Annotated in this window: 23 protein-coding genes; 19 read left to right on the forward strand and 4 right to left on the reverse strand. The window is 37.1% G+C overall.

What is annotated here, in order from left to right:
* On the forward strand, positions 1-978 hold a 978-nt coding region (locus ADIARSV_RS02120), incomplete at its 5' end, for a hypothetical protein (protein WP_040298804.1).
* A gap of 78 nt (positions 979-1,056) precedes the next feature.
* Here the strand turns inward: ADIARSV_RS02120 and ADIARSV_RS02125 are convergent.
* Together ADIARSV_RS02125 and ADIARSV_RS02130 are read right to left on the reverse strand one after the other, a co-directional pair.
* Positions 1,057-2,073: an acyltransferase gene (locus ADIARSV_RS02125; RefSeq protein WP_016193697.1), complete on the reverse strand. Its 1,017-nt coding sequence runs from the start codon at positions 2,071-2,073 to the stop codon at positions 1,057-1,059.
* Positions 2,074-2,149: 76 nt separating this feature from the next.
* Entirely contained in the window at positions 2,150-2,596 is a 447-nt protein-coding gene (locus ADIARSV_RS02130; protein ID WP_016193698.1) for a KTSC domain-containing protein, read from the reverse strand.
* 176 nt (positions 2,597-2,772) lie between these two features.
* Here ADIARSV_RS02130 and ADIARSV_RS22765 point away from each other — a divergent pair, with 176 nt between their 5' ends.
* Together ADIARSV_RS22765 and ADIARSV_RS22770 are read left to right on the forward strand one after the other, a co-directional pair.
* Positions 2,773-3,117, forward strand: a complete 345-nt coding sequence (locus ADIARSV_RS22765) for a lactonase family protein (protein WP_016193699.1) — start codon at positions 2,773-2,775, stop codon at positions 3,115-3,117.
* A complete protein-coding gene (locus tag ADIARSV_RS22770; RefSeq protein WP_262482218.1) occupies positions 3,114-3,386 on the forward strand; it encodes a beta-propeller fold lactonase family protein in 273 nt (90 codons plus the stop codon). The genes ADIARSV_RS22765 and ADIARSV_RS22770 overlap by 4 nt, the downstream gene beginning before the upstream one ends.
* 62 nt (positions 3,387-3,448) lie before the next feature.
* Here ADIARSV_RS22770 and ADIARSV_RS02140 read toward each other — a convergent pair whose 3' ends face one another.
* The gene (locus ADIARSV_RS02140; protein ID WP_016193701.1) at positions 3,449-6,898 is read right to left on the reverse strand and encodes a PAS domain-containing protein; all 3,450 of its coding nucleotides are present in this window, start codon (positions 6,896-6,898) and stop codon (positions 3,449-3,451) included.
* Positions 6,899-7,066: 168 nt separating this feature from the next.
* Here ADIARSV_RS02140 and ADIARSV_RS02145 point away from each other — a divergent pair, with 168 nt between their 5' ends.
* The gene (locus tag ADIARSV_RS02145) at positions 7,067-9,118 is read left to right on the forward strand and encodes a M13 family metallopeptidase (protein WP_016193702.1); all 2,052 of its coding nucleotides are present in this window, start codon (positions 7,067-7,069) and stop codon (positions 9,116-9,118) included.
* A 24-nt stretch (positions 9,119-9,142) separates the two neighbouring features.
* Here the strand turns inward: ADIARSV_RS02145 and ADIARSV_RS02150 are convergent, their stop codons facing one another.
* A complete protein-coding gene (locus ADIARSV_RS02150) occupies positions 9,143-9,736 on the reverse strand; it encodes a GNAT family N-acetyltransferase (RefSeq protein WP_016193703.1) in 594 nt (197 codons plus the stop codon).
* Positions 9,737-9,872: 136 nt separating this feature from the next.
* Here ADIARSV_RS02150 and ADIARSV_RS02155 point away from each other — a divergent pair, with 136 nt between their 5' ends.
* The 15 genes from ADIARSV_RS02155 (at position 9,873) to nrdF (ending at position 25,929) form a co-directional block, all read left to right on the forward strand.
* Complete coding sequence (locus ADIARSV_RS02155) at positions 9,873-10,451, forward strand: cupin domain-containing protein (RefSeq protein WP_016193704.1); 579 nt, start codon at positions 9,873-9,875, stop codon at positions 10,449-10,451.
* 280 nt (positions 10,452-10,731) lie between these two features.
* Positions 10,732-11,697, forward strand: coding sequence for a hypothetical protein (locus ADIARSV_RS02160; RefSeq protein ID WP_016193705.1), 966 nt, complete (start codon positions 10,732-10,734; stop codon positions 11,695-11,697).
* An 84-nt stretch (positions 11,698-11,781) separates the two neighbouring features.
* Positions 11,782-12,243: a DinB family protein gene (locus ADIARSV_RS02165; protein ID WP_016193706.1), complete on the forward strand. Its 462-nt coding sequence runs from the start codon at positions 11,782-11,784 to the stop codon at positions 12,241-12,243.
* A gap of 291 nt (positions 12,244-12,534) precedes the next feature.
* Positions 12,535-13,128 (forward strand): hypothetical protein, encoded by a 594-nt coding sequence (locus tag ADIARSV_RS02170; protein WP_016193707.1) that lies wholly within the window; start codon positions 12,535-12,537, stop codon positions 13,126-13,128.
* A gap of 122 nt (positions 13,129-13,250) precedes the next feature.
* Positions 13,251-14,381: an ImmA/IrrE family metallo-endopeptidase gene (locus ADIARSV_RS02175; RefSeq protein ID WP_016193708.1), complete on the forward strand. Its 1,131-nt coding sequence runs from the start codon at positions 13,251-13,253 to the stop codon at positions 14,379-14,381.
* 4 nt (positions 14,382-14,385) lie between these two features.
* Positions 14,386-14,883, forward strand: coding sequence for a DUF4411 family protein (locus ADIARSV_RS02180; protein ID WP_040298806.1), 498 nt, complete (start codon positions 14,386-14,388; stop codon positions 14,881-14,883).
* A 920-nt stretch (positions 14,884-15,803) separates the two neighbouring features.
* On the forward strand, positions 15,804-16,094 hold the full coding sequence (locus ADIARSV_RS02185; RefSeq protein WP_016193711.1) for a nucleotidyltransferase family protein: 291 nt from the start codon (positions 15,804-15,806) through the stop codon (positions 16,092-16,094).
* A complete protein-coding gene (locus ADIARSV_RS02190) occupies positions 16,087-16,431 on the forward strand; it encodes a HepT-like ribonuclease domain-containing protein (protein WP_040298807.1) in 345 nt (114 codons plus the stop codon). The genes ADIARSV_RS02185 and ADIARSV_RS02190 overlap by 8 nt, the downstream gene beginning before the upstream one ends.
* Positions 16,432-16,676: 245 nt before the next feature.
* Positions 16,677-19,196, forward strand: a complete 2,520-nt coding sequence (locus tag ADIARSV_RS02195) for an outer membrane beta-barrel family protein (protein WP_016193713.1) — start codon at positions 16,677-16,679, stop codon at positions 19,194-19,196.
* An 89-nt stretch (positions 19,197-19,285) separates the two neighbouring features.
* Entirely contained in the window at positions 19,286-19,858 is a 573-nt protein-coding gene (locus tag ADIARSV_RS02200) for a hypothetical protein (RefSeq protein ID WP_016193714.1), read from the forward strand.
* Between the two features lie 81 nt (positions 19,859-19,939).
* The gene (locus ADIARSV_RS02205; protein ID WP_016193715.1) at positions 19,940-22,051 is read left to right on the forward strand and encodes a cation:proton antiporter; all 2,112 of its coding nucleotides are present in this window, start codon (positions 19,940-19,942) and stop codon (positions 22,049-22,051) included.
* Positions 22,052-22,223: 172 nt separating this feature from the next.
* Positions 22,224-22,466, forward strand: a complete 243-nt coding sequence (locus tag ADIARSV_RS02210; RefSeq protein ID WP_040298811.1) for a glutaredoxin domain-containing protein — start codon at positions 22,224-22,226, stop codon at positions 22,464-22,466.
* Between the two features lie 5 nt (positions 22,467-22,471).
* On the forward strand, positions 22,472-22,843 hold the full coding sequence (gene nrdI / locus ADIARSV_RS02215) for a class Ib ribonucleoside-diphosphate reductase assembly flavoprotein NrdI (RefSeq protein WP_016193717.1): 372 nt from the start codon (positions 22,472-22,474) through the stop codon (positions 22,841-22,843).
* The gene (gene nrdE, locus ADIARSV_RS02220; RefSeq protein WP_016193718.1) at positions 22,833-24,923 is read left to right on the forward strand and encodes a class 1b ribonucleoside-diphosphate reductase subunit alpha; all 2,091 of its coding nucleotides are present in this window, start codon (positions 22,833-22,835) and stop codon (positions 24,921-24,923) included. The genes nrdI and nrdE overlap by 11 nt, the downstream gene beginning before the upstream one ends.
* A 22-nt stretch (positions 24,924-24,945) precedes the next feature.
* The gene (nrdF, locus tag ADIARSV_RS02225; RefSeq protein WP_016193719.1) at positions 24,946-25,929 is read left to right on the forward strand and encodes a class 1b ribonucleoside-diphosphate reductase subunit beta; all 984 of its coding nucleotides are present in this window, start codon (positions 24,946-24,948) and stop codon (positions 25,927-25,929) included.
* Positions 25,930-26,001 lie beyond the last annotated feature (72 nt).

The raw sequence follows: 26,001 nt of genomic DNA on the forward strand, positions 1-26,001 counted from the left end.
AATTACCCTTTTCTAGGTATTTTACCTCCCGTTTGGATCGCTTCTTTACATGAACTTGCCATGCATTTTAGATCCGCCACCTCTTTAACGGTGTTTTATAGTGTACTGGCGCTCGTAGCACCTATTGTATCTTTAATTTTCGTGGTAAAAGTACTGGCGCCAGGGTTCAATCAAAAGCTTTCAGCGATCAGTAGCAGTGGGGAGGAAGGCACCGCTATTTCGTCGGAAGGACAAGGGGCATCCAAAGGTTTAATGAACGCTATTGCTAAAAGAATTGCACCAGATCCTATCGAAAATGCAGGTTTTAAAATCACCTGGTTATTATCCTCCCGTTACAGGGACTTTAAGGTGAAAGTATATCCTTCTTTTGCCTTTGTACCGGTGTATTTTGTGTATTTCGGTTTTATCAATGTGAAAGGAAGCTTATCTGAACGCTGGGATCAACTCATGGCGGGTGACAAGTATATTTTAGCACTTTATTTAACGAGTCTGATATTGACTACCGTGATGCAACATGTAAGCATGACAGAGAAGTATAAGGCATCGTGGATCTATTTTACCACTCCACAGCAGCAGCCGGGAAAAATATTGGCTGGTATGTTCAAAGCAGTGATCATTAAATTTTATCTGCCTTACTTTGCTGTGGTTTCGGTTTTAAGTGGGGTACTCTGGGGACCTAAGGTGATCAATGATTTGCTCCTGGCATTTATGGTAGGGATTGTTTTTGGAATTTTGGTTGCCCTTTTTCAAGTAAAGGGATTGCCTTTTTCGCAACCTGTCAATATTAAAAAGGGTGGGAAGATCTTTAAAACCTTTGGTGTAATGCTTGTGCCTATGCTATTTGGTTTTTTGCATTATTATACTGCCAGATGGGAATGGGCTATTTGGATTGCTGTGGTAATCATGACTTTCATGGCCTGGCTATCTTTTTCTTTCTACCGCAAAGAAACATGGGAAAGCTTGGAACTGGCTGATTAAAAGAATTTCTACTAATACTTTGTATTGCTGAATGACTGAGCGGTTTATGGAAGATATTCCAGGGAAATTGTAGAAGGACTAACCTGAAATATATTTTCCACCAGGTATCTTATTGATCACATAAATAATCAGTGCTGAAATCAACAGGCAGCTTATAACCGTCAATGGAATTCCCAATAGGGGATGAATAGTGCGCCAACTGAATTTAAGATGTGTTAATACCAGTACATGAACAAGATAGATTCCATAACTATAACGGTTAATGAAAGTGCTAATGTGGCTTTTTTTATCAGGGTTGAATTTAAGAGATTTAAAATATAGAAAAACTCCTGAGGCAAAAAGGACTATATTGGGAGTGGTATTTCCATAAAAAAAAGGGTTGAATTTCCCTTGATAAACTGTTATTAGATAAGTACCTAAAATTGTTACTAAGATGCCTGTAACAATCAGTATAAGAGCAACCCGGGATGTTTTAAAGCGAAATTCTTTTTTAGATAAGTAATATCCTAATACGAGGTATCCACTATATCTTATGAAATTATAAATCTCGACTCCATTTCCTAGGTTTTCCAGGAGTAATAATCCTACAAACCAGATACCAAGAATATATAACAGTGCTGATTCACTGGCTTTTCGGATCCATATTCCCATAATGGGTATAATCAGATACAATCCGATTATCATGTAGATATACCAAAAATGATAAGATATTTCTTGATTTTTTATCTGATGAACCAGTTGGGTGTAAAGTTCATTTGCAGATAAAGTTTGAATGTTTTTTGTATGAAATAGAAAATAATTTACGATATAAACAGTACACCAGAATAAGAAAGGGTAGATTAATCGGGAAAGTCTTTTCTTAAAAAAATCGGGTAGGGCGGTATCTTTGGGTAGGAGTAGAGCACCGGATAACATGACGAATATAGGAACACAAAACCGGGAGATACTATCAAACAAATTCCCGATCCACCAGGTGAGATCGGGAATTTGTTTGTATAAAGGTAGTATGGAGGCAGAAACATGAACGGTAATAACTGCTATAGTAGCTGCTACGCGTAGGTGATCTGCCCAGATAAATTTTGTTTGTTGATTCATTGGGATTTTAAATGTAGACATTTCAAATCCTGATGATGAATTGGGAACCTAAACAAACTCCTGTAAAGAATTCAGGTTAAGCTGTTGCAAGCTTAGTTATGTTACGGTATACAAACTCGGTAAAGATATGTCTGCGGGCAAAACGACCCGGAGAATCAGAGTTTACTAATTTTGTATACGTGTTCTTTGGAACATCAAAATATTCGTATGCACTTCCGTCTGTGAAAGTGATTTTTAAAGTCTGTGCTTTGTATTCAAAATCAGTGATACCACTAGCACTGGTAGTCAGATTATATCCTTCCAGATTTGCTTCTTTTGTTTCAGGAGCGATACTTACTAAAAAGTGGTAAGCTTCGATAATTTCTTTGCTCTTTGCTTCTGCTTCAATTTTAGCCTCAGGATTATCAAGAATTTTATCAGGATGACAATCTTTCATCACGTTCCTGTAAATGGTCTTTAACTCCTTTAACTCAGTATTTTCATTAACGCTTAACAGCTTTCTAAAATCTACAATTTTCTTCATGAATTCGTTTTTGGTAATTATTGCCTATGAAGGAAAAAAGGCAAACGTCATGCGATATGCTTAACTCTCTAGGAATAAAGTGCAAAGGTATGAAAATTAATTATATGTGCTACCTCTGAAAAAAGAAATATTTTTAAATTGATACCTGGTTACTTTGTTTTATGAGTTGAAAATTTATGCCTATAGCGATCAGTCCGGACCACAAAACCCTCTATGCCTCTTTACGTTCAAACCCTTATGCTGTAAGTAGTTTTGCCATTGATCCCCATACGGGTAAGCTGGAATTGATCAACACCGTTCCATTAGCTGATAACATGGCCAATATCTTAACGGATCTTACCGGGCATTATTTATTTGGAGCTTCTTATTTCGGCAACAAAATTTCAGTGAACGCCATTCGTTCCTGTGGACTGATTGATTCCACTCCTCTGGAGGTTATTCCTACAGGCAAAAATGCCCATGCCATATTAACCGACCTTCTAATCGGTATCTGTTTGTTCCAAATTTGGGTGATGATGTGATTCTACAATATCGCTTCAATGAAAAAACGGGAACGGTGACGCCTAAACAGCCTTCTGCTGTTCACGTTAAAAAAGATGCAGGTCCGCGGCAATTAGTATTTGATCCAAATGGTCATGATGTATTTGGTGTAAACGAATTAGACGGTACAGTAAATCGGTATCAGTTGAATGATTCTGGTCTGTTAAAATTAGTATTTTCCTATTCCGTAGTGCAGGCAGTGAGAATGACTCTGTTGGAAGTCCTGCATTTTCAGAGATCAATAACCTGAGTGGAGTGGCGCAAACAGATTGGAGCTGGACACCCCACACGGTAGCCTTATAGAACACTACATTAAACCTGGCTTTTGTCAATAACGTCCCTTACAATTTCATCCAGTTCATGAACTGAAATGTTGAGGTAGTTAAATAAATCAGCATTATTTTCATCATTATCATGGTCGTTTAGTAGATTCATCAGGCCCATAATTCTTGCCAGCGGAGCCCTCACCAGATGAGCTTGTGTCCATGCTATTTCCCGAAGACGAATATTTTTCTTTTCAATGGTTTGAATATAATTGACTCTTTCTGTAATATCCAGCATGGCTCCGATCATTCTTGTTGCCTGTCCTGAATCATTGAACATCATAAAACCACGATCCAGAACAAACTTATACGTTCCATCCGCACATCGAAAACGGTACTCATTGGTCCATCGGGAAGTCAAATGTTTCTTATTATGAGCAACAGTATCAAGAATCCGTTGTAAGTCATCAGGATGAACATGATCTTCCCACCATTGATGACCAGATACCTCTTTGTATCCAAAAATAGCATCAATACCCTGGTTCCATCTCACCTCACCTGTTAATAAATTTGTATCCCATATCGTGTCGCTTGTTGCCTTTGATACAATATTATAACGTTCCAGGTGTTCCTTGATTTTTAATTCCTGTTGCATCCGTTGAGTGACATCCCTGGCATTGACTACAATTCCTTCAATAGCCGGATCATCACGCATATCGGTAACTATAGTTTGCAGCCAACGAACCTCCCGCTCTCCGTTTGTAAAGCGAAAAGGGGAAAGTTCAATTCGTTTTTGATTACCTAACAACGCAAATTCCTGCATTACCAGAGCCCTGTCTTCTTCGAATATAAAATCAAAAGCATTATTTCCGGTAAGCGTATAAGCGAAATCCATTATGCGCTCCGCATTAGGACTCACATACAAATAATTACCATCAGTATCCAGGATGGAAATTAAATCAGAACCATCCTGAATCAAGGTTTTAAAGCGGCGTTCACTGGCGATCAAGTCTTGTTCGGCTTTCAATTTATCCGTAGTATCCACTGCAATCACTATTCTGGCCGCTTTACCGTCATAGTTAATTGAATTTCCCTTTGTGAGGACATAAATGAGCTCTCCGGACTTCTTCATATGTCGCGATAAACTGGTATGAGAAAAGCCTGGCTTTACTTCATTAAGTAAGATCTTGTTTAGTGTTTCAACATCTTCAAGAGTACGCAACTTTCTGATGGTCATAGCAAGAAGCTCTTCACGACTATAACCATAATGTTCAATAAAGGCACTATTCACATCAAGAATCATTAATGAACCTAATTCGTAAACGAACATGGGTTGCGGACTCAAATGAAAAATATCCCTGTATCTGTTTTTAGCAGCCTCAAGGTCACATTTAGCCATTTTGCTTTCGGTAATATCTCTCAGTACACCAATCATCCTTACTGCCTTACCTTCAGCATTCCTCAAGATATAACCGTTTTCTTCTACATGTGCAAAATCTCCATTTTCTTTTTTAATCCGATATTCCAAATTCCAATTGGTTAGAGTTGAATCGTTTAGAGTGTCATTTAAACTTTTGTTCGTAATTTCAACATCTTCTTCATGAACCAAAGCTGCCCATTTTTCTATAGAAAATAATTCTTCAGAAGCTGGATATCCAAATACCCTATAAAATGCATCGCCCCATTGGATATGATTCTTTTCCAGATCCCAGTCATATATAGCATCTTGGGTAGCCATATTCACATAGGTATGCCGTTCATTATTTATCCTTAAAGCATTCTCAGCCTGCTTCAAATCTGTATTATCTATCCCGATACATTGAAATTCTACCGGTACATCATTTGAATCAGTTAAAGCAATTAAATGCCAAATTGACGATTTAATACCACCGTCTTTAGCAGGTTTATTTATTTCAACCTGAAATACTTTATTTGGTTGATCCAGGCATTTTTTTGAAGCTTCCGTAATTCGGTCCAGGTCATTTGAAGAGACCGAAGACGTACTATAAGCGCCTAAGAAGTTTACGCTTGGGTAAATCCAGCCAAAATCTTCTTTATATTTATTGTTATAATAGGTATATCGACCATCTAAAGTGAGGCGAACCACATAATTAGTTTGAGTATCTAATAAACTTCTTAATCGCGATTCACTGGCTAATAAATCTTTCTGTATTTTTTTACTATCTGTGACATCAAGGGAGGCACCAAATAATTTAATTGGGGTTCCATGCTCATCACATTGAATTGATTTCCATGATTTAAAATATCTAACTTCCCCATCAGGACGAATGATCCGTTCTTCCAATTCTATACTAACTTTTGTTTCGAAAAGCCGTCCAAGAGCGATATTTACCCTTTCTTTATCATCAGGATGCAAGATGTCCTGATAACTCTCAGAGGTTAATTCAACATCTTCTTTTCGTAATCCGCATATCGCATATAAAGCATCCGACCAGCTGACTACATTACTTTGAACATCCCAGGACCAGTTACCAAATTGCGCTAGTTCCTGACCTTGGCTCATTAAAAGAGTCGTTTCCTTTAATGCTTGGGCATATTGCTTATTTTCAAGAATCACTTTGAGTAACGAAGTTGCCCGCTCAATTATATTTAATTCATGTACATCTGGCGTTTTAACTTTCTGGTAATACATGGCAAAAGTAGCCATTACCTCACCCTCCGATGAGATGATCGGGTGAGACCAGCATGCTTTAAATCCATATTCTAAAGCGATATCACGATAATTTGCCCAAATAGGATCATTAGCAATATCACTTACGATTACCTGCTTTTTTGTAAAAGCCGCTGTACCGCAGGAGCCAGCATGATCTCCAATTTCCAAACCTTCAATTGCCTGGATATAAAGCTTAGGTAATGAGGGCGATGCCCAATTGTACACCCGATGATTTTTAATCTGCAAAATGGAGCATTGCATTTCTGGGTAAAGCGCTTCAATGCCGCGGATGTATAGAAGTAATACCTCAGTACTCGAAGCATCTTTTTCTGAGTTTAATTGAAGCACTTCCTTTTCAAGCCGCTCCAGGTCATTTGACAACAGGGAGGCATGTTTGGCTTTTAATTTCTCTTCAACTTCTACATAAAAGGATGTAATATCAGTAGAACTTTGAATAATATAAAGGATTTCTCCAGCATTATTTAATAAAGGATAAGTATCTATTTTCCAATAATGAACCTCCAATTGGTCCGATCCCATAATAGGTAAGTCATACTGATGTTTTTTTATTTGGTGTGCTTTTTTAAATTGCAGTACATATTCTATCGCTTCCAGAATATCTTTTCTCCCTAAATCCCTATGTTCAGGATTTACCGGAAAAGCTTCAAAAAGACCCCTTCCTACGATATCCTGCCTTTCCAATTGCAATGTTTCCAGAAAAGACGTATTAGCTGATGCAATAGTAAAATATGGAAAATCTGTATTCAGAATTATGCTTGGTGTTGGCTGGTTATTGTAAATTATTTCAATATTACTTAATGTCATGTGTGTGCAAATCGTTATGAAGGTAACACTAATTAACTGTTTAATAGCATAAAGAGGTAATTAGCAATTGATTCTCAATCAAATAACGATTAAAACCAGGTTAATTAACATGTTTTTTTTTGATATAATCAGAATGAAATCATATAATTACACCATCTATTCAGAATCATGATAAAAGCCTCCAAACACACATTACCATTACTTTTTATTTTATTTCTGGCGCTACTTTCCTGTAAAGATCAAACCAAAAACTACGAGCAACACGATCAGGTTTATAAGAATATAGATTCAACCGTCAGTCCGGGCGCAAACTTTTTTAAATACGCCAATGGCACCTGGATCAAAAACAACCCGATCCCTGCTGCATATTCATCCTGGGGAATAGGAAACCAGATTGTAGAGGAAATTCGCGATAAACTCAAAAAAATCAGTACCGATGCCATGAACGCACAGGCAGCAGTAGGAAGCGACCAGCAAAAGATTGGCGATTTTTACTTCTCGGGAATGGATACGCTCAATATCGAAAAACAAGGTCTGGAACCACTTAAACAACAACTTGCCCGGATAGATCAGATCAAAAGTATCAATGATGTCATCAGCACATCCGCTTATTTTAATAAGATAGGGGCAAGTAGTCTATTCGGCATGTATGTGGCACAAGATGATAAGAACAGTGAAAAAATGGTTCTTCAGTTCTATCAAACCGGATTAGGATTACCCGAACGCGATTATTATTTCAAAACAGATAAACGAACCACAACTATTCGCAAAGACTACCAGGGAAAACACCTGCCCGCTATGCTTAGACATTCAGGGTTGAACATACAGCAAGCCGGTATTGCAGCCAAAAAAGTGTTCGCCATTGAAGCCTATCTTGCGGCAAACTCCCGAAAGCTGGAAGCACTGCGCGATCCCTATAAAAACTACAACAAAATAGCTACCGTAAATTTAAATAAACTAACTCCAGGTCTTGATTGGGCATTAGTCCTAAAAAATCTTGAGATTAAAAATGCAGATTCAGTAATCATTGGGCAACCAGAATATTATAAGGCCGTAAATACAGCCCTTAAAAAGTTTCCTTTGGAAGATTGGAAAGCTTACCTGCACTGGCATCTGATCTCTTCCTTTGCACCCTATCTGAATAAATCGGCCGAAAAAGAAGATTTCCGGTTCTATCAAACCGTGCTGAGGGGAGTACCCGAACAATTGCCACGCTGGAAGAGTGTGTTAACTACTGAAAATGACCTATTGGATGAACTTTTAGGTCAGCTATTTGTGAAGGACTACTTCCCCGAAAAAACCAGGAAACGATATGAAGACCTGGTTGAAGCGATCCGCGATACCTATAAAGAGCATATTGAAAAACTTGACTGGATGAGTCCCGAAACAAAGAAAAAGGCCTTGGCTAAGTTGTCCAGCATGCGATCTAAAGTAGGCTATCCAGAGAAGTGGAAGGACTACAGTAAATTAACGATCGATCGCAAGAGTTATGCCGGCAATGTAATGCGGGCTAATATCTGGGCTTATGCACACCAAATTAAAAAGATAGGTAAACCAGTGGATCATACAGAATGGAATATGGCACCACAAACCTATAATGCTAATTATAGTCCCTCCAATAATGAAATCACCCTTCCAGCAGCTATCTTCTTGATTCCAACGGTAAAAGACGAAAATGTGGACGATGCTGTAATATATGGTTATGCTGCTGCTTCTACTATCGGACATGAAATTACACATGGCTTTGATGATCAGGGGAGACAATATGACGATAAGGGAAATCTTAAATCATGGTGGACCGCTCAGGATTCAGTAAAATTTACGAAGAAGGCCAAGATGCTTTCGCAGCAGTTCAGCAGTTATAAAGTACTGGACAGTCTGCATGTAAATGGAGAAGCTACACTAGGGGAAAACATAGCAGACTTGGGAGGAATAGTGCTGGGATTAGATGCTTTTAAGAAAACTGATCAGTATAAAGAGAATAAAAAGATCAATGGTCTGAGTCCTACACAGCGGTTTTTCCTTGGCTATTCATTGGGTTGGCTGTACCATACCAGGGATGAAAACCTGGCTAACCAAATCATGACAGATGTGCATTCACCTGCATTTTTAAGAGTAAACGGACCTTTCTCTGATGTGCCGGAATTTTATGAGGCTTTCCATATTAAAAAAGGGGATTCGTTGTGGTTGGCACCGAATAAGAGAGTAAAGATCTGGTAGAAAGAACTTTTGGGTCAGTAAGCGTTAATACTGACCCATTTTAAATTTGAGCGATTTTTTAACCACAAGCCATTCTTCCCGCAGAATAGAAAATACCACTGTATCACGGATGGCGCCGTCGGCATCTATCTGGTGGTTTCGCAATACGCCGTCCTGCTTTGCCCCTAAACGAGCAATTGCATTTCGTGATGCGCGGTTATGCCAATGTGTTCTTAATTCTACAGCGATACATTTTAGATTTTCAAAGGCATGGCTGAGCAATAAATACTTGCATTCTGTATTTACCCCTGTCCTTTGAACTCTTTTAGCGTACCATGTAAACCCCACTTCCAATCTTTTGTCATGTGAATTAGCATTACAAAATCGGGTGGTACCAATTACTTGATTGGTAGTCTTGTCTACAACGACAAAGGGTAATGCTCTGTCATTTTTATATTCAGTTAAGGCATAATCCAGGTAAGCATCAATTGTCTTTTCAGAAGGTATTGAAGTAAACCAGAGTTTCCAGAGCTCCCCATCAGCCGCAGCTTTTACAAGTTCATCTCTATGTTTTCTTTGAAGGGGAATTAGTTTAACTAAGTCACCCTCCAATTCTGTTTCAATTAACCAGTTACTCATTTAGTTTTTGAATGATAGTTTAGATTGGAAATTTACATAAATTAATAAGGAATACATTAGCGTCTTTGGGATTCAAAAACAAATTTTTAAATTTAAGTAGTTGACACTTCGATTTGAAAAATCTAAACTGAAATTTATGAAACGTAATTCATTTCTTCGGCTCTTTATTTCCGCTGCTGCATTTTTGACTGTTCCATTTTCTAGTACGGCTAAACGTTCTTATCTAACAAGAAACAATAAAGGATTTAAAGTCGATAAAGGGAATGACCGGTTTGTCAAACCAATAACTTTATTAGAAGGGGATACTTTTTACACGAAGATCTCCTCAAAAGACACCGATGGTGATCTGTATATGTTTGAATCAACCCGGGAAAAGAAAGGCGGACCATCTTTGCATTATCATTATACTCAGGACGAATGGTGGTATATTCTGGAAGGTGAATTTTTAATTAAAGTTGGCGACCAAATGTATACAGCCAAGGCGGGGGATAGTGTATTTGGGCCCAGGGGAGTGCCTCATGCTTTTTCTAAAATGAATGAAGGTAGTGCTAAGATGATTATGACGTTTCAGCCAGCTGGTAAAATGGAAGAGTTTTTTATAGCGGTAAGTGAAGGTAAGTTGGCGAAAATGTCGGAAAAGGAGCAGGATGAAATGCGGAAAGCACATGGCTTTGAACGGGTAGGGCCGGCGATTGGGCATTTTAAGAAGTTATAAAAATTTGATGCTATCTGTAAATTGAGCTATCGTTACTTAAACGGTGGTTTTATTTCTTATTGGTAGTAAATGGTTCTAATAAAATTCGGAAATGCATCCCATATACGTCCGATTGCAGCTAGTTTAAGTCGGACTTAAACCGGTTTTTTATTAGTGGAATTTTGCTAAGAATAACATATACAGGTAATTTATGTCGTATTATGGAAGATTTGAGAAGATTTACTCTTTTTTTCGTTCTTAATAATCTTTAGCGGTTACTTTATGAAAATAACATAACCGTATGGCAACTATAGATAAAAAAGGAATGGTACATGGAACCGCAGGTTCGGTGATTTACCGGGAGTACCGGGGAAAGAACATCATCCAGGGTAAAGCAAAGGCGTTTAAACAAACCGAAAAAACTAAAAGGAGTGCTACTGAGTTTGGCCTTTCGAGTTCTTCCGCCGCAGTTATCCGGACGGCATTTAAACCGGCATATTTTTTTAAGGACGGGACTGCAGCCTATAGGAGTACTCAACTTGTTTACCGGTCGATCTTGAACAATGTGACAGGAGAGAAGGGAAAGAGGGATTTGCATGATGGGGACCTTTCTTTTTTAAAGGGATTGGATTTTAATGCCAACAGTAAACTGGCTAAAGTACTGCAGATGAGCCATTCGGTAAGTCAAAGTGAAGCGGGTTTGATGAGTGTTACTTTGGGATCTTTGGACACCAAAACAGGGATTAAAAGGCCTAAAAACGCAAGCGGAGCCTATATGAAACATCGCATAAGGCTAATGCTGGTTGCCTTTAACTTCAGGGAAGAGTATTATGAAAACTTGGGCTTTCAGGATCTCGACATTGACGGATATCAAACTATCGAAGAACAAGTAATCACATTTACAGAAAAGGTTCCAGAAGATTGTTTAGCACTAGTTAGTATGTCGTTAATGCTCTATTCCTCAGTTAGCCAAACCAATGAAAGCATCCTGCTAAATAGTGTAGCATTCAGTCCCTGTGCGATAATCGGTGCATTTCAATCCGAAAAGCCGTCAGATTACCCTTTAAAAGAAGTTGATATGCAACCATCCGATTATTCAGGCAGAGAAGAGAAAATCAAAGAGATGTTTTACAAAGGCAATCTGCTGATGCTCGGACTGAATAATCAGGTAACTAAGCAGGTTATTAAAGCTGTTAAAAACGGAAACTTAAAAGAGAAGATTGATGATTTTTCTATAAGAAAAAAAGTTTTCTATAAAAAATCTTAAAGTATAATGAGTAACATTGAGTGTGAAAATAACATATGGCAAAATCGCCTAAAAAAAACCTTTACACCAATGAAAAATTAGCACATGGAAAAAACGTTTTATACCATTAAAATTACCAGGGAAAACTTCCTAAAACTTATTTCAGATTTAAGTATTGAATCACTTAATGAGATTCCTGCAGGATTTAAAAATAATATTATCTGGAATTTAGGCCATATTATTGCAAGTCAACAAATTATCTGTTATGAATTCACGGGTAATACACCTCTTATTGAGAGTCAGCAGATCTCCAATTATAGAAATGGAACTAAGCCTGAAAATTTCATAAACAGCGATGAGCTTGAGGTTATGAAGAGCAATCTCCTAAGCACAATTGATCGTACAGAGATTGATTTACGCAATGACCTATTTGAAGCCTTTAAACCTAAATTGCTTCAATTTGGCTTGAAGTTGGAAAATGTTAAGGATGCTATTAATTATGTTCCTATACATGATGCAATTCATTTAGGCTATTCGCTTGCTCTTAAAAGAATGATCAATCATTAATTACAATTAGATAGATAAAAATCGTGAACCACCTTGATGGGTTGCTCATAAGTGCGTTACCTCTTTACTTTGCATAATTGAAATTGATGATAATGGCTGGATTACTTCATTCCCTTTTTTATGGCGAGATATCAAGCAAATAATGGAGTTCTTGTTTCAGAATCAAAATGTTTAAGTATAAGATATGTTACACAACAATCTTTTAGGTATTAAGGTAGAAATTTTTGATATTGTATCTTTATGCTTGTTTTTAAATTATCCATTTAATTGATAGCCTAACCTTAAATAGCTATGAGAAGAATAATTATTTTAGTTTTCGTTTCTTGCCTGACGTTATTAGCTTGTAAAAAGAAGGAAGATGTAGTGTTAGCGATAGACGAACTTGATTATAATGAAGAGTCAATAAAGCTAATGGATAGCATCAGACCTAATTTTTTAGGCACATGGAATATGAAAGAGATTAAGGTGAAGGCTTTTGCTCCATTTACAACGGAAATAGGGATTTATAAAGACACCATTTTAAATGATTTGGCAGTTTTAGAACTTACAGGTGTAGATAATTATTCGCAGCAGTATTACAATGAAAACAATGATATAACAGGAGTGCTAAAATTCAGAAATAAAATATTTCCTGTTGGATTTACAATGAGGTCAAGCGGAGAACGTATTTTAAAAAAAATAGGACCACAAGCGTTTGCCCTTTTTGAATATAGATTTCCAGTTGGTTCTCATCCCTCTACAATTGAAGAAGATTATCTTGGTAACTTAAGCCTGTTAGCGGAAGTTTATAGTATGGAGATGAGTCCTGATGGTAAAACGATGGTGTGGAAGGGGCTGAATAGGGCTATTAAGGAAATTCAATTTGTTAAAAATAATTCAATATGAAGAGCGCGTGAGAAAGATATATTTTCATGCAATTGCGCTAATACAAGATAGGACGTTAGCTCTATTTACAAGTGATATAACTATCCGCTAATTTCAAAATCAATTATATTTATATTTGTAAAATGGGAACTGAAATAAATGTTAATCCAACGATGCTTACTTGGGCAATTGCTCGGGCAGGTTATGTTGTGGGAGATTATTTAGATAAGTTCCCAAATGTTAAAAAGTGGATTGAAAAGGATAAGAATCCAACGGTTAAGCAATTAGAGGATTTTGCAAAGCGTGTTCATATTCCATTTGGTTATTTATTTCTTCAGGAACCTCCTAAAGAACAAATTGCTTTTCCATTTTTCAGAACAGGCAATAACCAAACTAACCAGGTTAGTTTAAATGTTTACGATACCATTTTGATATTACAACGCAGGCAAGACTGGCTTTCTGACTATTTACTTGAGAACAATGAAGACCCGCTTTCTTTTGTAAGTAAGTATGATTATAAGGCGAAATTTGAGGTTATTGTAGATGATATCAGAAAAACCTTAAATGTAGATGCTGAATGGGCTAGCGCTTTTTCAACTTATGAAGAAACTCTAAGTTTCATCATTAAGAAAATTGAAGATCTAGGTATCATGATTAATTTCAATGGTGTAGTTGAGAATAATACACAGCGAGTAATTCCAGTTGAAGAATGTAGAGGTTTTGTATTGGTTAATGAAATGGTTCCCTTCATGTTTGTGAATGCTGCCGATGCTAAAGCGGCTCAATTGTTTACCATTATTCATGAACTTGCTCATATCTGGCTAGGTAAAAGTGCTGGATTTGATAATCAAAATCTATTACCGGCTAATGATCCAATTGAGAAATTATGTGATCATATCGCTGCTGAGTTTTTAGTACCAGCAAGTTCTTTTAATAGATTGTGGGTTGAAAAACCTGATATTGTAAAAGTTGCAAGATATTTTAAAGTTAGTCCAATTGTAATTGCGAGAAGGGCCTTAGATTTAAATAAGATTACTAAAGCAGAATTCTTTCAGTTTTATAACCAATACATTGAAGGCCTGCGACTTAAAAAAGAAAGTCAAGGAAGTGGAGGTGATTTTTATGCAACTGCTAGAAAACGAATAAGTGTGAGTTTTGCTACATACGTTGATCAAGCTGTTAAGCAGAATAAGCTTTTATACCGTGATGCTTACAAGATTACGGGGTTGAAGGGTGATACCTATCAAAAATTTGTTACTAACCATCTTTTCTAGCTTAATGGCAAATCCTTTCGTTGTAGACAGCAACTTCTTTATTCAGGCTTATAGAATGCACTACCCAATGGATGTTGTCCCGGGTTTTTGGCTAAAAGTTAAGGAATTGGCTGAAAAAGGAAAAATCGTTTCTATTGATAAAGTAAAAGATGAGATACATTTAAATAAAGATGTTTTGACTTTATGGTGTGAAGCAAATTTGCCAAATAACTTCTTCAAAGATACAGACCATATCATTAAGGAATATATTGTTGTTTCAAATTGGGCTCATTCACAATCAACTCGTTATAATTTAGTGGCTTTAAATGAATTTTTAGATGCAAATGAAGCTGACGCCTGGCTTATTGCTTACGCATTAGCTAATGGAGGGAAGATAGTAACCCATGAAATAAGTGAACCTAATAGAAAAAACAAAGTGAAAATTCCAGATGTTTGCTTACAATTTGGTATACAGTGTGTTAATACTATTGAAATGTTTAGATTATTAGGTGAGTATTTCTAATCTTATTTTATTCTAATCATTTTATTGCATCAATTGATGCCGTTTCGAAAACCTGATCTTTTTGTTGTTTAATGCCTTCAGTTTTTCGTTTCACTTTTATATCAGTTGAAATTCCAATTAGATGGTGTTTGCTTCCATCATTATTAGTCACTAATGACCCTGAAAAAGACATCGAATATCTGCCTGGTAAATAGATAGAGGTTGGAGTGTTATGTTAGTCTTGGATGAACTAAGTGTTAATGAAGGTGCTAAAGTGACAAAAAGATATTTTAAGGTCTTAATTAACTCCTGATCGTTTCTAGCGGTTAATACTTCTTTCGTGCCATAAATAGCAAATTGTTCCAGTCTACTTGCTGCGCTTCATCTGAAGGATGGAAGAACCTAACGTAGAAACTGATTCATATCTTGTGCACTTGCCGTGACTCTAAATATCGTTGCTAAAAGAAAGGAAATAAATGCTAGATTCTTCATATTACTTAAGCTTGGTATTTATCTAATTTAAGTCTTAATGGTTTGCATTACAATAGTTTAACAATTTTTAACCTCTGTGACAAGATAAATTCTCTTACTAAGTCTTGGAATGCTACCATCTTTTTTGAAGATTACGATTTAGTAAAAAAAATATTTACTTTTATCTAGACCTAAATATCACTAATGAAAAGGATCTTATTAGTTGCCTTGATTACAGTATCATCTGCAGATTTATTTGCAGATCAGCCAAATGGAGGAGCACACTAAAGAAGGATGGGAAAGCAAGAAAAAGGCGTTGCGATGGAAGCTTTATGGATTAGATGAAAGAAATATAAGTTTGTAACAACCAGGCAATGTCGGTACAATTATCATTTGAATACTTTGTGATATATTTAGTATTTTTAAACCAACAGGATCTATTAGATTAAGAATAAGTTAATACTACTTAAATGTTAACAAAAGAATTCATTATTAATAAGCTAAAGAAAATTAAACCTGAGCTTTTAAATAAATATCCAATAAGTGAATTGGCTCTTTTTGGCTCCTATGCGCGTGGTGATAATCACGCCGATAGTGATATTGATATTCTTATAGACTTTAATGGAAGCATAGGAATGAAATTTTTTACGTTGTATCATGAATTAGAAGATGCTTTCAATGTAAAGGTAGATCTTGTTCCGAGAAAAGGTATTAAGCCTCATTATTTACCATATATTGAAAAGAATTTAATCCATGTATGAAAGAAATGTTTCTTTATTGCTAATGGATATATTTGACGCTATCAATAATATTCTCTTGTTTACAAAAGAGATAGACTTTGAAACATTCTCATTAAATTTACAGGTTAAACATGCCGTAAATTACAATTTTACTATTATTGGAGAAGCCTCCTCTAAATTTCCGAAAGATTATCGCGATCTGCATCCTGAAGTAGAATGGAAAAATTTAAAAGATTTTAGAAATTTTCTTGTTCATGAATATTTTGGTTTGGACGATCAGATTATCTGGGATATTATCAAAAGTGATCTTAATCGTCTTTTAATCGAGATTACTGAATTGCTTGATACAACGAAATAGTTACCTGAGTATCGATTTTGGGTAATATCAATAAGAAGGAGATCTTTCATTTGATTTACTTCTATTAATAAATAATGTTAACTATTGATTTAAATATTTGATTACCTTAACCAAATGAAATAACTATTAACCAGTATAATTAATTGTGCTAATACCTTATCAATCTTTAAGCTCAATGGATAAAAATTTAGGGAGTATAGTCGATTCTGTAGATGAATCAGTGAAATTATTCTAAGCTATGTAATATGTCCATTTTGAAGTATTTCTTTCAATTCGCTAATCCTTTGTCATCAGGTATCTTTTTTAGTAAACAGCTTTCCGGTCTGAATATTTATTTTTACGCTTGGACATTTTTTAGTTTTGCTGGTTGTACCAACCTGTTTGCAGGAATAGCTCTGCATGATGGATCTATATCCGGGAGGATAGTGAATCAACAAGGGGCACCAATTGATTATGGCACCATTGTTTTGAAAAATGCTGCAGATTCCTCTGTAGTAAAAATTATGTTGAGCAGTGTTGATGGTGCATTTACTTTTAAACCTGTGCAAAATGGCAGTTATTTGATATCAGCACAGGTTTTAGGGTATCATCAATTAATAACAAATACAATTATTGTATCAGAGTCTAAGCATGAGGTAAATATTCCAGATCTGGTATTAGTAGCTTCTAAAGCAACAGAACTACAGCAGGTCAGTATAACCGCTCAGACACCATTTATTGAGCGTACTGCTGACCGGACTACAATTAATATTCAGAATAGTATTTTAAGTGAGGGTGCTTCGATGCTGGAAGTCATGGAAAAGCTTCCTGGAATAATAATAGGTCCGGACGGTCAAATTATTTTAAACGGGAACCCACAAGTAAATGTGTATATAGATGGGCGTTCAACCAGACTATCAGGACAGGAATTGACTAACTTCTTAACGGGTTTGGCATCATCGAATATCCAAAAAGTTGAACTTATTCCTAAACCTTCAGCTAAGTATGAAGCTGCGGGCAGTGGTGGTATCATTAATATTGTCAGAAAGAAAGGAAAGAAAAATGGACTTAACGGAACTATAAACGGTGGGTTCAGTCAAGGGAGGTATAGTAAAAGTAGTGGGGGTGGAGCAGTTAATTTTAAAAATGATGTCATCAATCTATCTGTTTCTGAAAACTATATGTATAACAAAGGTTTCAGGAGCTCTCTTGCCACGACTAACTTTATAAGCGCTGGAAGTCTACAGTCAAGCCTGGCTTCTCAGAATAATCATATCAGAACTTATAAAACGCACACACCATCAATAGGCGTTGATATTTACCTGACGCCTAAAACTACCCTTACAATCTCAGGGAATGGGGAATTGCAGACCTTTAATAATAAATCAAATTCAAATTCACAGCTTAATTCTCAAAACCTGAATAACACTGCCTTTACTTTTTTAAATATCTCAGAGGACGTACTCGCTAATTACTCTTCGAATGCTCATCTGGTACAACAGGTGGACACTACGGGACAAGAACTTTCTCTGGATATTGATCTTTTAAGTTATAATACAGATGCAGACCAGAACATCTTTAATAATCAAATTCAATCTGGGTTGCCGGATGTGAATACAAATATTTTACTTAATCAGGATAGGGAACTTTCGTTATTTTCAATAAAAGGTGACTACGTTCTTCCAATTAAGAACAAATTTATTTTTGAGACAGGTTTTAAATCAAGCCGCGTTTCCTCGAAAACTGATAGCAGATATTTTGAGATGCTTACACAAGGTGCTGTTAAAGACGATGCCTTGAGCAATAACTTCAATTATACGGAGATTATTAATGCGGGATATGTGAATATAAAGAAAACCATAAGTAAAATGGATGTTCAATTGGGGATACGTGCAGAGAATACCAATGGCAAAGGGGAAGAAATAATTAGTAATGAAATTTTAAAAAGGAATTACTTTCAATTATTTCCCTCAGCTTTAGTTACTTATAAAGTAAATAAAAACCACCAATTTACTTTAAATCTTTCTCGTCGTATTGACAGGCCTGCTTATTCAAGCTTAAATCCACTACGTAGATTTATCAATACAACGACCTATCTACAGGGTAATAGTTTTCTACGTCCTCAAGATTCCTATAATATGGAGATAGGTTATTCCTATTTGAATGCCCTCTTTATGACTGTTAGTTACCGTCATATCAGTAATTTTATGACGAATTGGGTATTTGCAGACCCAGGGGAATTTGTCACAGTTTCTCAGCCAATCAACATTAAGAGTTCTACTACGCTCAACTTTGATCTTTCGTATTCAAAAAAAATAAACTCTTTTTGGTTTACCAATAATAATCTAATTGTTTTCTATCCAACATTCAAAGGTAAGACGGATGGCCTTGTCATAGCTAACCCCAAAGGCCCGTCGACTTATATGAATAGCAGTCATACTTTAACGCTTAGTTCCAGGTATTCTGCAGACCTTGGATTCTTATACATCCCTAATTATCAAGATGGGGCATATAATTATGAACCTACGTATAACCTGAGTTTTGGATTAAAACGGTCAATTTTAAATAATAAAGGTTCGATAAGTGTTAACGTTAACGATGCGCTCAGATCTCAAGGTTATGCCTCAACTATTACTACCTCAACTATTAATGATACATGGAAGGTTAAAAATGACACTAGAATTGTTAGATTAAATTTAAGTTATCGATTCGGGAAGAGTCAGTCAAAGCCGGTAAAGAAAGTTTCAGGTGCAGAAGAAGAGAAGAAAAGAAGCACATCTAATTGAAATTTTAAAGCGAAGCAATCGTCAGTATGACCCTTTAGTTCCTATTCCCATCATCTTTATATACCTTTACTTTAATATAACCCCTGTCCATGAATAAAAGTATATACTTTTTACTCCTCATTTTATTTCTTTTTTCGGGTTGTTACGATAAAAAGAAAGAGCAGCTTTTACGTAAAAAGGAGATAGAACTCGCTCAAAAAGAGCAGCAGCTGATTCTGAAAGAAAAAACATTGCAGATCAAGGAGCAGGAATTAACTGATCGTGTGAAACGATTGGATAGTACGCAAATTAATCCTGCGGATACTGCGATTCATATTGAAGCGTTAGTAGGCACTTGGTATGCCAGAATGACCTGTATAGAAGCAAGTTGTCCTGGTTCTGCTATTGGTGACACGAAGAATGAGCAATGGGAAATTGCTTATCAAAACAATGTTTTATTAGTTAAGGCAACGGTAAGGGGAAAGTTGGTGCGTGTATATTCTGGCATCTCTACATCAAGAGCGATTGAGCTTGCCGCCCGCCCCAGTGTGGATCAAGCTGATGCGTCAACAAGAATGCTGGTCAGGCTTCAACAAAATACAAGCGGGAAACTAATGGGTAGCCGCGAGATAATCCGTGCAAGTGATTGTAAGATCATTTATGCACTGGAATTGTCAAAATAATTTAAGCCTTTTTGATAGCGAAATATGTATATGTTACTATTGTCTAATCTTGAATTTTCATTGCCATTAAAAAATCCTGTTATGATTTTTTCTTTGGTACTGTTTATTATACTTTTTGCCCCTATACTCTTTAATAAAATCAAGGTTCCGCATATCATCGGACTAATTATTGCCGGGGTGATTGTTGGCCCTTATGGGCTTAATTTATTAACCAGAGATAGCAGTATTGTTCTTTTTGGTACTGTGGGGTTGCTTTATATTATGTTTCTTGCTGGTTTGGAAATTGACATGACCGAGTTTATGAAAAACCGGAGTAAGATTGTTGTATTTGGATTAACCACATTTCTGCTGCCTTTATGTGTAGGGTCCCTTGCCAGCTATTATGTGCTTGGGTATGGGTTGTTGTCATCCATTTTGCTTGCTAGTATGTTTTCTACTCATACCTTGATCTCTTATCCAATAGCCAGTCGGTATGGGGTTGCAAAAAATCTATCTGTGACCTTAGCCATTGGAGGAACCATGATTACGGATATTCTTGCCCTGTTAATTCTTGCTGCCATAGCTGGAGTGACTAAGGGTGATGTTTCGTCCTCCTTTTGGGTTCAGCTAGGCGGCTCCTGCATTGCTTTCGTTTGCGTCGTTTTTTTTGTTTTTCCTCCTATTATACGTTGGTTTTTTAAACGGTTTGAGGATAATATTTCGCAATATATTTTTGTTCTGGCTATTGTATTCTTGTCTTCTTTTCTGGCTGAAGCGGCTGGTATCGAAGCTATTATAGGTGCCTTTTTCTCTGGATTAGTATTGAATCAGTTTGTGCCACGTTCGTCTCCTTTAATGAATAGGATCGATTTTGTAGGAAATGCCTTATTTATTCCTTTCTTTTTAATTGGTGTAGGGATGCTGGTGGATGTAACCGTGTTGTTTAATGGCACTGGTGCTTTAAAAGTTGCTGGTGTAATTGTATTAGTTGCGGTATGTACTAAATATTTTGCTGCATGGATCTCTCAGAAGCTATTTAACCTGTCGGCCACTGAAGGTAGAATGCTTTTTGGTTTGAGTACTTCTCATGCTGCGGCTACTTTGGCAATTATTCTGGTGGGTTACAATATTATTATTGGGGAAACTGCTAATGGTGAACCCATTCGTCTCTTGAATGAGGATGTGTTGAATGGCACAATCCTGCTGATCCTGATTAGTTGCGCGATTAGTTCTTTTGTAGTGGAAAAGGCCTCTCAAACACTTGCGCTGGAAGAAGAGAGTGTGATAGACAAAGAGGTGGATTCGCATCAGAAAATCCTTATTTCTATGGCTTATCCGGAAACGGTTAAGGATCTGATTGATTTGGGACTGATTCTAAAACCTCGAAAAAGTGCTATTCCTGTTTATGCTCTTCATATTGTGAGTGATGAAAATAGTTCGGATAGTGTACAGGTGGCCGGTAAAAAAATGATGGATACTGCTATCCGTCATGCTTCTGCATCTGAAAATACATTGATACCCTTAACCCGCTTTGATGTAAATATAAGTAATGCGATTACGTATACGATAAAGGAACATGGCATCACTGATTTATTGATAGGCTTGCATCGGAATAGTTCACAGCTTCAATTTTTTGGTCCTGTAGCTGGCAATATTCTGCAAAGAACGAATGAAACGATTTATATCTACAGACCTTTGCAGCCTATTAATACCTTGAAAAGAATTGTGGCGGTTGTTCCTGCAAAGGCAGAACTAGAACCTGGCTTTATGCATTGGATCGAGAAAATAGATACTATTGCTAGGGAGGCTGCTTTGCCATTGGTGTTTTATGCAAATCAAACAACTATTGACACTTTAAAAAGTGTTGATCAACCTAACAAGATTTCTGTTAATAAATCGTATCAGCTTTTTGAAAATTGGGATGACTTTCTTATCCTGAGTCGTGAGTTGAAGCAGAATGATTTATTCCTCATTATATCGTCCAGAAAGGGACATGTATCTTATATTAAACAACTGGATAAACTTCCTTATTATCTGCATCAATACTTTAATAACTACAGTTTAATTATGTTGTTTCCTAAACAGTTAGAACTGGGTATTGACAGAACGGATATTGACAAAACGGATGGGAATTTGATCGAGGCTTTAGCAGGTAGAATGAGTACAGTGAGCAAGGCTGGATCTTTTATTAAGGGACTCATCAAAGGCAAGTAAATATTAATTGTAAGAGCCGCGTCAAATATATCCTAGTTATCCACAGCATGTCTATAACTAATCTTAATAATTAACTGATCATATTGCAGATTTGTGGTCCGGATGTGAAATTGTGTGTATTACATCGATGCAAATATTCATCCTCCGAATTTACATTAAATAAGAGATCAGTATGACTAGGAGAAGAATTATTAAATTTGAGAAGGATGACTGCGCCCCATGCAATATGGTATCCGAGTATCTTGATTTAAAAGGGGTTGAATATGAAAAGGTAAATGCTTTTGATAAGCCCGAAATTGCAATGAAATATAAGGTGCGGTCTGTGCCTACAGTTATCGTTACTTACCAGGATGAGGTTTTGCATCGGATCATTGGCTTTAAACCTGATGAGTTGCAAAAAGCGCTTGCGGTATAAGACCAATGTGGATTTATTATGATTCTAAGACCGGTAATGTGGAACGGTTTATGGAAAAGCTGAGGGGACTAAGGGATTGGAATCTTAAAAAAATAGGTCCTGATCTGCAAGTCAATCATCCGGGTCACCTGGTTACTTTTACTACACGGATAGGGGAAGTTCCGGAAACTACAAGTCAATTTTTAAATGCTCATGCGAAAAGCATCAGGACCGTTTCCTCGAGTGGAAACAGGAACTGGGGACAGAACTTTGCGCGTGCTGCGGATCTGGTATCCCTTAAATATCAGATTCCGGTGTCACTGAAGTTTGAACTTTCGGGCACTAAGAGAGACGTCAACAATTTTATAGAACTTTTAGAACAACTACATGATTGCTAAAAAATGGATCCTGCTCAATAATGAGATTATGAGGAAGCAGGATGATGAATACAGTTTGCACAAAGACAAAGAGGCTGTAAGATCCTATTTTCTGGATTATGTAAATAAGAATACGGTATTCTTTTATACGCTGAAAGAGAAGCTCGATTACCTGATTGAGAACGACTACTACATCAACTTTTATGAGTCGTATACTTTTGAGGAAATGAAACAGGTATATGACCTGGTATATGCGCGTAAGTTCAGGTTTCCGTCCTTTATGAGTGCATTTAAGTTTTTTCAGAGTTATGCTTTGCGGGATGATTCGGGTGAAAAGTTTTTGGAACGTTATGAGGATCGGGTAGTGGCTGTTGCTTTGTTTTTATCCCGTGGAGATCTTAAGGAGGCTTTAGCGCAGGCTACTATGTTGATTAACCAGGAGTATCAGCCTGCTACGCCTACTTTCTTGAACTCGGGTAAAAAGCGCTCGGGTGAATTGGTGTCTTGCTTTCTGGATGAGGTAGGGGATAATTTGAACGGAATTGGTTATGCGATAGACTCTGCTATGAAGTTATCTTCCATTGGTGGCGGGGTTTCTTTTAATATGTCAAAGGTGCGCAGTCGTGGGGAATCGATTAAAGGCATGGAGAACCGTTCAGGTGGAGTGCTTCCAATAATGAAGATTCTGGAGGACACTTTTTCGTATGCTAATCAGCTTGGTCAGCGTCCCGGTGCTGGTGCCGTATATCTGAATATTTTCCATACGGATATTGAGGAATTCCTGGATTGTAAAAAGATTAATGTGGATGAGAAGGTGCGGATTAAGTCACTGTCTATCGGGGTGATCATTCCGGATAAGTTCATGGAGCTTGCAGAGCAGGATGAAGCGTGTTATTTGTTTTATCCGCATACGGTTTATCTGGAGTACGGCAAATATCTGGATGAGATGGATATGGATGCGATGTATGAGGAGCTGATTACCAATCCGAAAGTGAAGAAGAAAAAGGTGAATGCCCGTCACTTATTGGTGAAGATTGCGCATACGCAAAAGGAAAGCGGATATCCGTATATTTTCTTTAAAGGGAATGCGAATAAAAACCATCCACTAAAAGGATTGGGAAGTGTCAAGTTTTCTAATCTGTGTACCGAGATCATGCAGATCTCTGAGGTATCAGATATTGCTGGTTATGGCAAAGAGGATACCATCCGTTATGGGATTTCCTGTAACCTGGGATCGCTGAATATTGTTACTGTGATGGAAAACAAACGCATTAAGGAGGCGGTAAAAACGGCTATGACTTCCCTTACTGTGGTTTCGGATATTACAAATATTGAGATGGTTCCTTCGATCCGCAAGGCGAATGAGGAATTGCATAGTGTGGGTTTGGGTGCGATGAACTTACATGCTTTCCTGGCTAAAAACTTTATCATGTATGAAAGTGATGAAGCGCTTGAGTTTAGCAATGTGTTTTTCATGATGGTCAATTATTATTCGATTGAGCGCTCGATGGAAATTGCAAGGGAAAGGAAGCAGACTTTTAAAGGGTTTGAACGTTCTGATTATGCTTCAGGTGTTTATTTTGATGCTTATATCGCTGATGATATTAAACCTGTTGGTGCCAAGGTATTGGATTTATTTGAAGGGATCTTTATTCCGGGGAAAGAAGAATGGGCCTCACTAAAGGCATTGGTTGCGGAATTTGGTTTGTATCATGCTTATCGCATGGCAATTGCACCTAACCAGTCTACTTCCTATATCATGAATTCTACGGCTTCGGTAATGCCTGTGGTCGATATTATTGAGGTGCGTGAGTATGGGGATAGTACGACGTATTACCCAATGCCTTACCTGACTAATGATAATTTCTTCTTTTATAAGTCGGCATACGATATGGATCAAAAGAAGGTGTTGCGACTCATCTCTGTGATTCAACGTCATGTAGATCAGGGGATCTCTACCATCTTACATACCAATACAAAGGATAATACACGGGATTTGGCTGTGTATTATATCTATGCACATAAGTTGGGGCTGAAGTCGTTGTACTATACCCGTACACGTAAGGTAGGGGTTGATGAGTGTGTGGCTTGTGGGGTTTAATTTGGGTTTAAAAAAAAATAGTATGAAACAATATACAGCAGTAAACTGGAATACACCTGATAATGATTATGCGAATCTGTTTTGGGAACAGAATATCCGTCAGTTTTGGGTAGATACAGAGTATATTCCTTCTAAAGATATAGATAGCTGGAAGAGTTTGGAGCCGGCTGTACAGGAGGTTTACAAAAAGGCCTTGGGTGGTTTAACCTTGCTGGATACGCTGCAAAGTCATACCGGGATGCCTAAGATTCTGGATCACATTGATTCTCTGCAGAATAAGGCGGTACTTTCTTTTATGTGCATGATGGAAGCGATCCATGCCAAGTCATATTCCACCATCTTTACCACGGTAACGAGTACGCCTGAAATTAATGAGCTTTTTAAATGGGTGCAGGAGAATAAGAAATTGCAACTGAAAGCTTCGACTATTGACGGGTACTATAGGGCGCTGGATAAGGAAACGGTAACGGACAGGGAATTGTTTATGGCGCTTGTTGCTTCGGTTTTCCTGGAGTCTTTTCTGTTTTATAGTGGGTTCTTCATGCCGTTGTGGTTATGCGGACAAGGACAAATGGTAGCCAGTGCGGATATTATCAAGAAGATCGTGGCGGATGAATCGATCCATGGGGTGTTTGTAGGCCTGCTAGCTCAGGATGTATACAAGCGAATCACTGATAAAGAAGCAGTTAAGCAGGAAATGGATGAGCTTCTTGCTCTGTTATATGAAAATGAACTTAAATATACAGATGAGATCTATACAGATCTTGGTTTGACAGCAGAAGTGAAAGAATATGTTCGTTACAATGCCAATAAAGCTTTAATGAATCTGGGTTTTGAGGAGCAGTTTGAAGTAAAGGAGATTAATCCAATCGTGCTAAACGGTTTGAATGGGGATACGACTCAGCATGACTTTTTCTCTAAGAAATCGACAAACTATGAAAAGGCTACGGAGATAGTTCATCTGCGTGATGAGGATTTTCAAATGGTTGCAGAGCGATATAACTAGATCGGATATTATTTCCTGAATAAAAGAAAACCCTTATTGAAATCTTTAACTTAGGATTTCAATAAGGGTTTT

It is taken from the genome of Arcticibacter svalbardensis MN12-7, assembly GCF_000403135.1.
In the GTDB taxonomy this organism is placed as follows: Bacteria; Bacteroidota; Bacteroidia; order Sphingobacteriales; family Sphingobacteriaceae; genus Arcticibacter; species Arcticibacter svalbardensis.

Bases quoted from the DNA above. Each gene is read 5' to 3' on its own strand.
- ADIARSV_RS02125 (WP_016193697.1), bottom strand. From the start codon at position 2,073: ATGAATCAACAAACAAAATTTATCTGGGCAGATCACCTACGCGTAGCA.
- ADIARSV_RS02130 (WP_016193698.1), bottom strand. From the start codon at position 2,596: ATGAAGAAAATTGTAGATTTTAGAAAGCTGTTAAGCGTTAATGAAAAT.
- ADIARSV_RS22765 (WP_016193699.1), top strand. From the start codon at position 2,773: ATGCCTATAGCGATCAGTCCGGACCACAAAACCCTCTATGCCTCTTTA.
- ADIARSV_RS02140 (WP_016193701.1), bottom strand. From the start codon at position 6,898: ATGACATTAAGTAATATTGAAATAATTTACAATAACCAGCCAACACCA.
- ADIARSV_RS02145 (WP_016193702.1), top strand. From the start codon at position 7,067: ATGATAAAAGCCTCCAAACACACATTACCATTACTTTTTATTTTATTT.
- ADIARSV_RS02150 (WP_016193703.1), bottom strand. From the start codon at position 9,736: ATGAGTAACTGGTTAATTGAAACAGAATTGGAGGGTGACTTAGTTAAA.
- ADIARSV_RS02155 (WP_016193704.1), top strand. From the start codon at position 9,873: ATGAAACGTAATTCATTTCTTCGGCTCTTTATTTCCGCTGCTGCATTT.
- ADIARSV_RS02160 (WP_016193705.1), top strand. From the start codon at position 10,732: ATGGCAACTATAGATAAAAAAGGAATGGTACATGGAACCGCAGGTTCG.
- ADIARSV_RS02165 (WP_016193706.1), top strand. From the start codon at position 11,782: ATGGAAAAAACGTTTTATACCATTAAAATTACCAGGGAAAACTTCCTA.
- ADIARSV_RS02170 (WP_016193707.1), top strand. From the start codon at position 12,535: ATGAGAAGAATAATTATTTTAGTTTTCGTTTCTTGCCTGACGTTATTA.
- ADIARSV_RS02175 (WP_016193708.1), top strand. From the start codon at position 13,251: ATGGGAACTGAAATAAATGTTAATCCAACGATGCTTACTTGGGCAATT.
- ADIARSV_RS02180 (WP_040298806.1), top strand. From the start codon at position 14,386: ATGGCAAATCCTTTCGTTGTAGACAGCAACTTCTTTATTCAGGCTTAT.
- ADIARSV_RS02185 (WP_016193711.1), top strand. From the start codon at position 15,804: ATGTTAACAAAAGAATTCATTATTAATAAGCTAAAGAAAATTAAACCT.
- ADIARSV_RS02190 (WP_040298807.1), top strand. From the start codon at position 16,087: ATGTATGAAAGAAATGTTTCTTTATTGCTAATGGATATATTTGACGCT.
- ADIARSV_RS02195 (WP_016193713.1), top strand. From the start codon at position 16,677: ATGTCCATTTTGAAGTATTTCTTTCAATTCGCTAATCCTTTGTCATCA.
- ADIARSV_RS02200 (WP_016193714.1), top strand. From the start codon at position 19,286: ATGAATAAAAGTATATACTTTTTACTCCTCATTTTATTTCTTTTTTCG.
- ADIARSV_RS02205 (WP_016193715.1), top strand. From the start codon at position 19,940: ATGATTTTTTCTTTGGTACTGTTTATTATACTTTTTGCCCCTATACTC.
- ADIARSV_RS02210 (WP_040298811.1), top strand. From the start codon at position 22,224: ATGACTAGGAGAAGAATTATTAAATTTGAGAAGGATGACTGCGCCCCA.
- nrdI (WP_016193717.1), top strand. From the start codon at position 22,472: ATGTGGATTTATTATGATTCTAAGACCGGTAATGTGGAACGGTTTATG.
- nrdE (WP_016193718.1), top strand. From the start codon at position 22,833: ATGATTGCTAAAAAATGGATCCTGCTCAATAATGAGATTATGAGGAAG.
- nrdF (WP_016193719.1), top strand. From the start codon at position 24,946: ATGAAACAATATACAGCAGTAAACTGGAATACACCTGATAATGATTAT.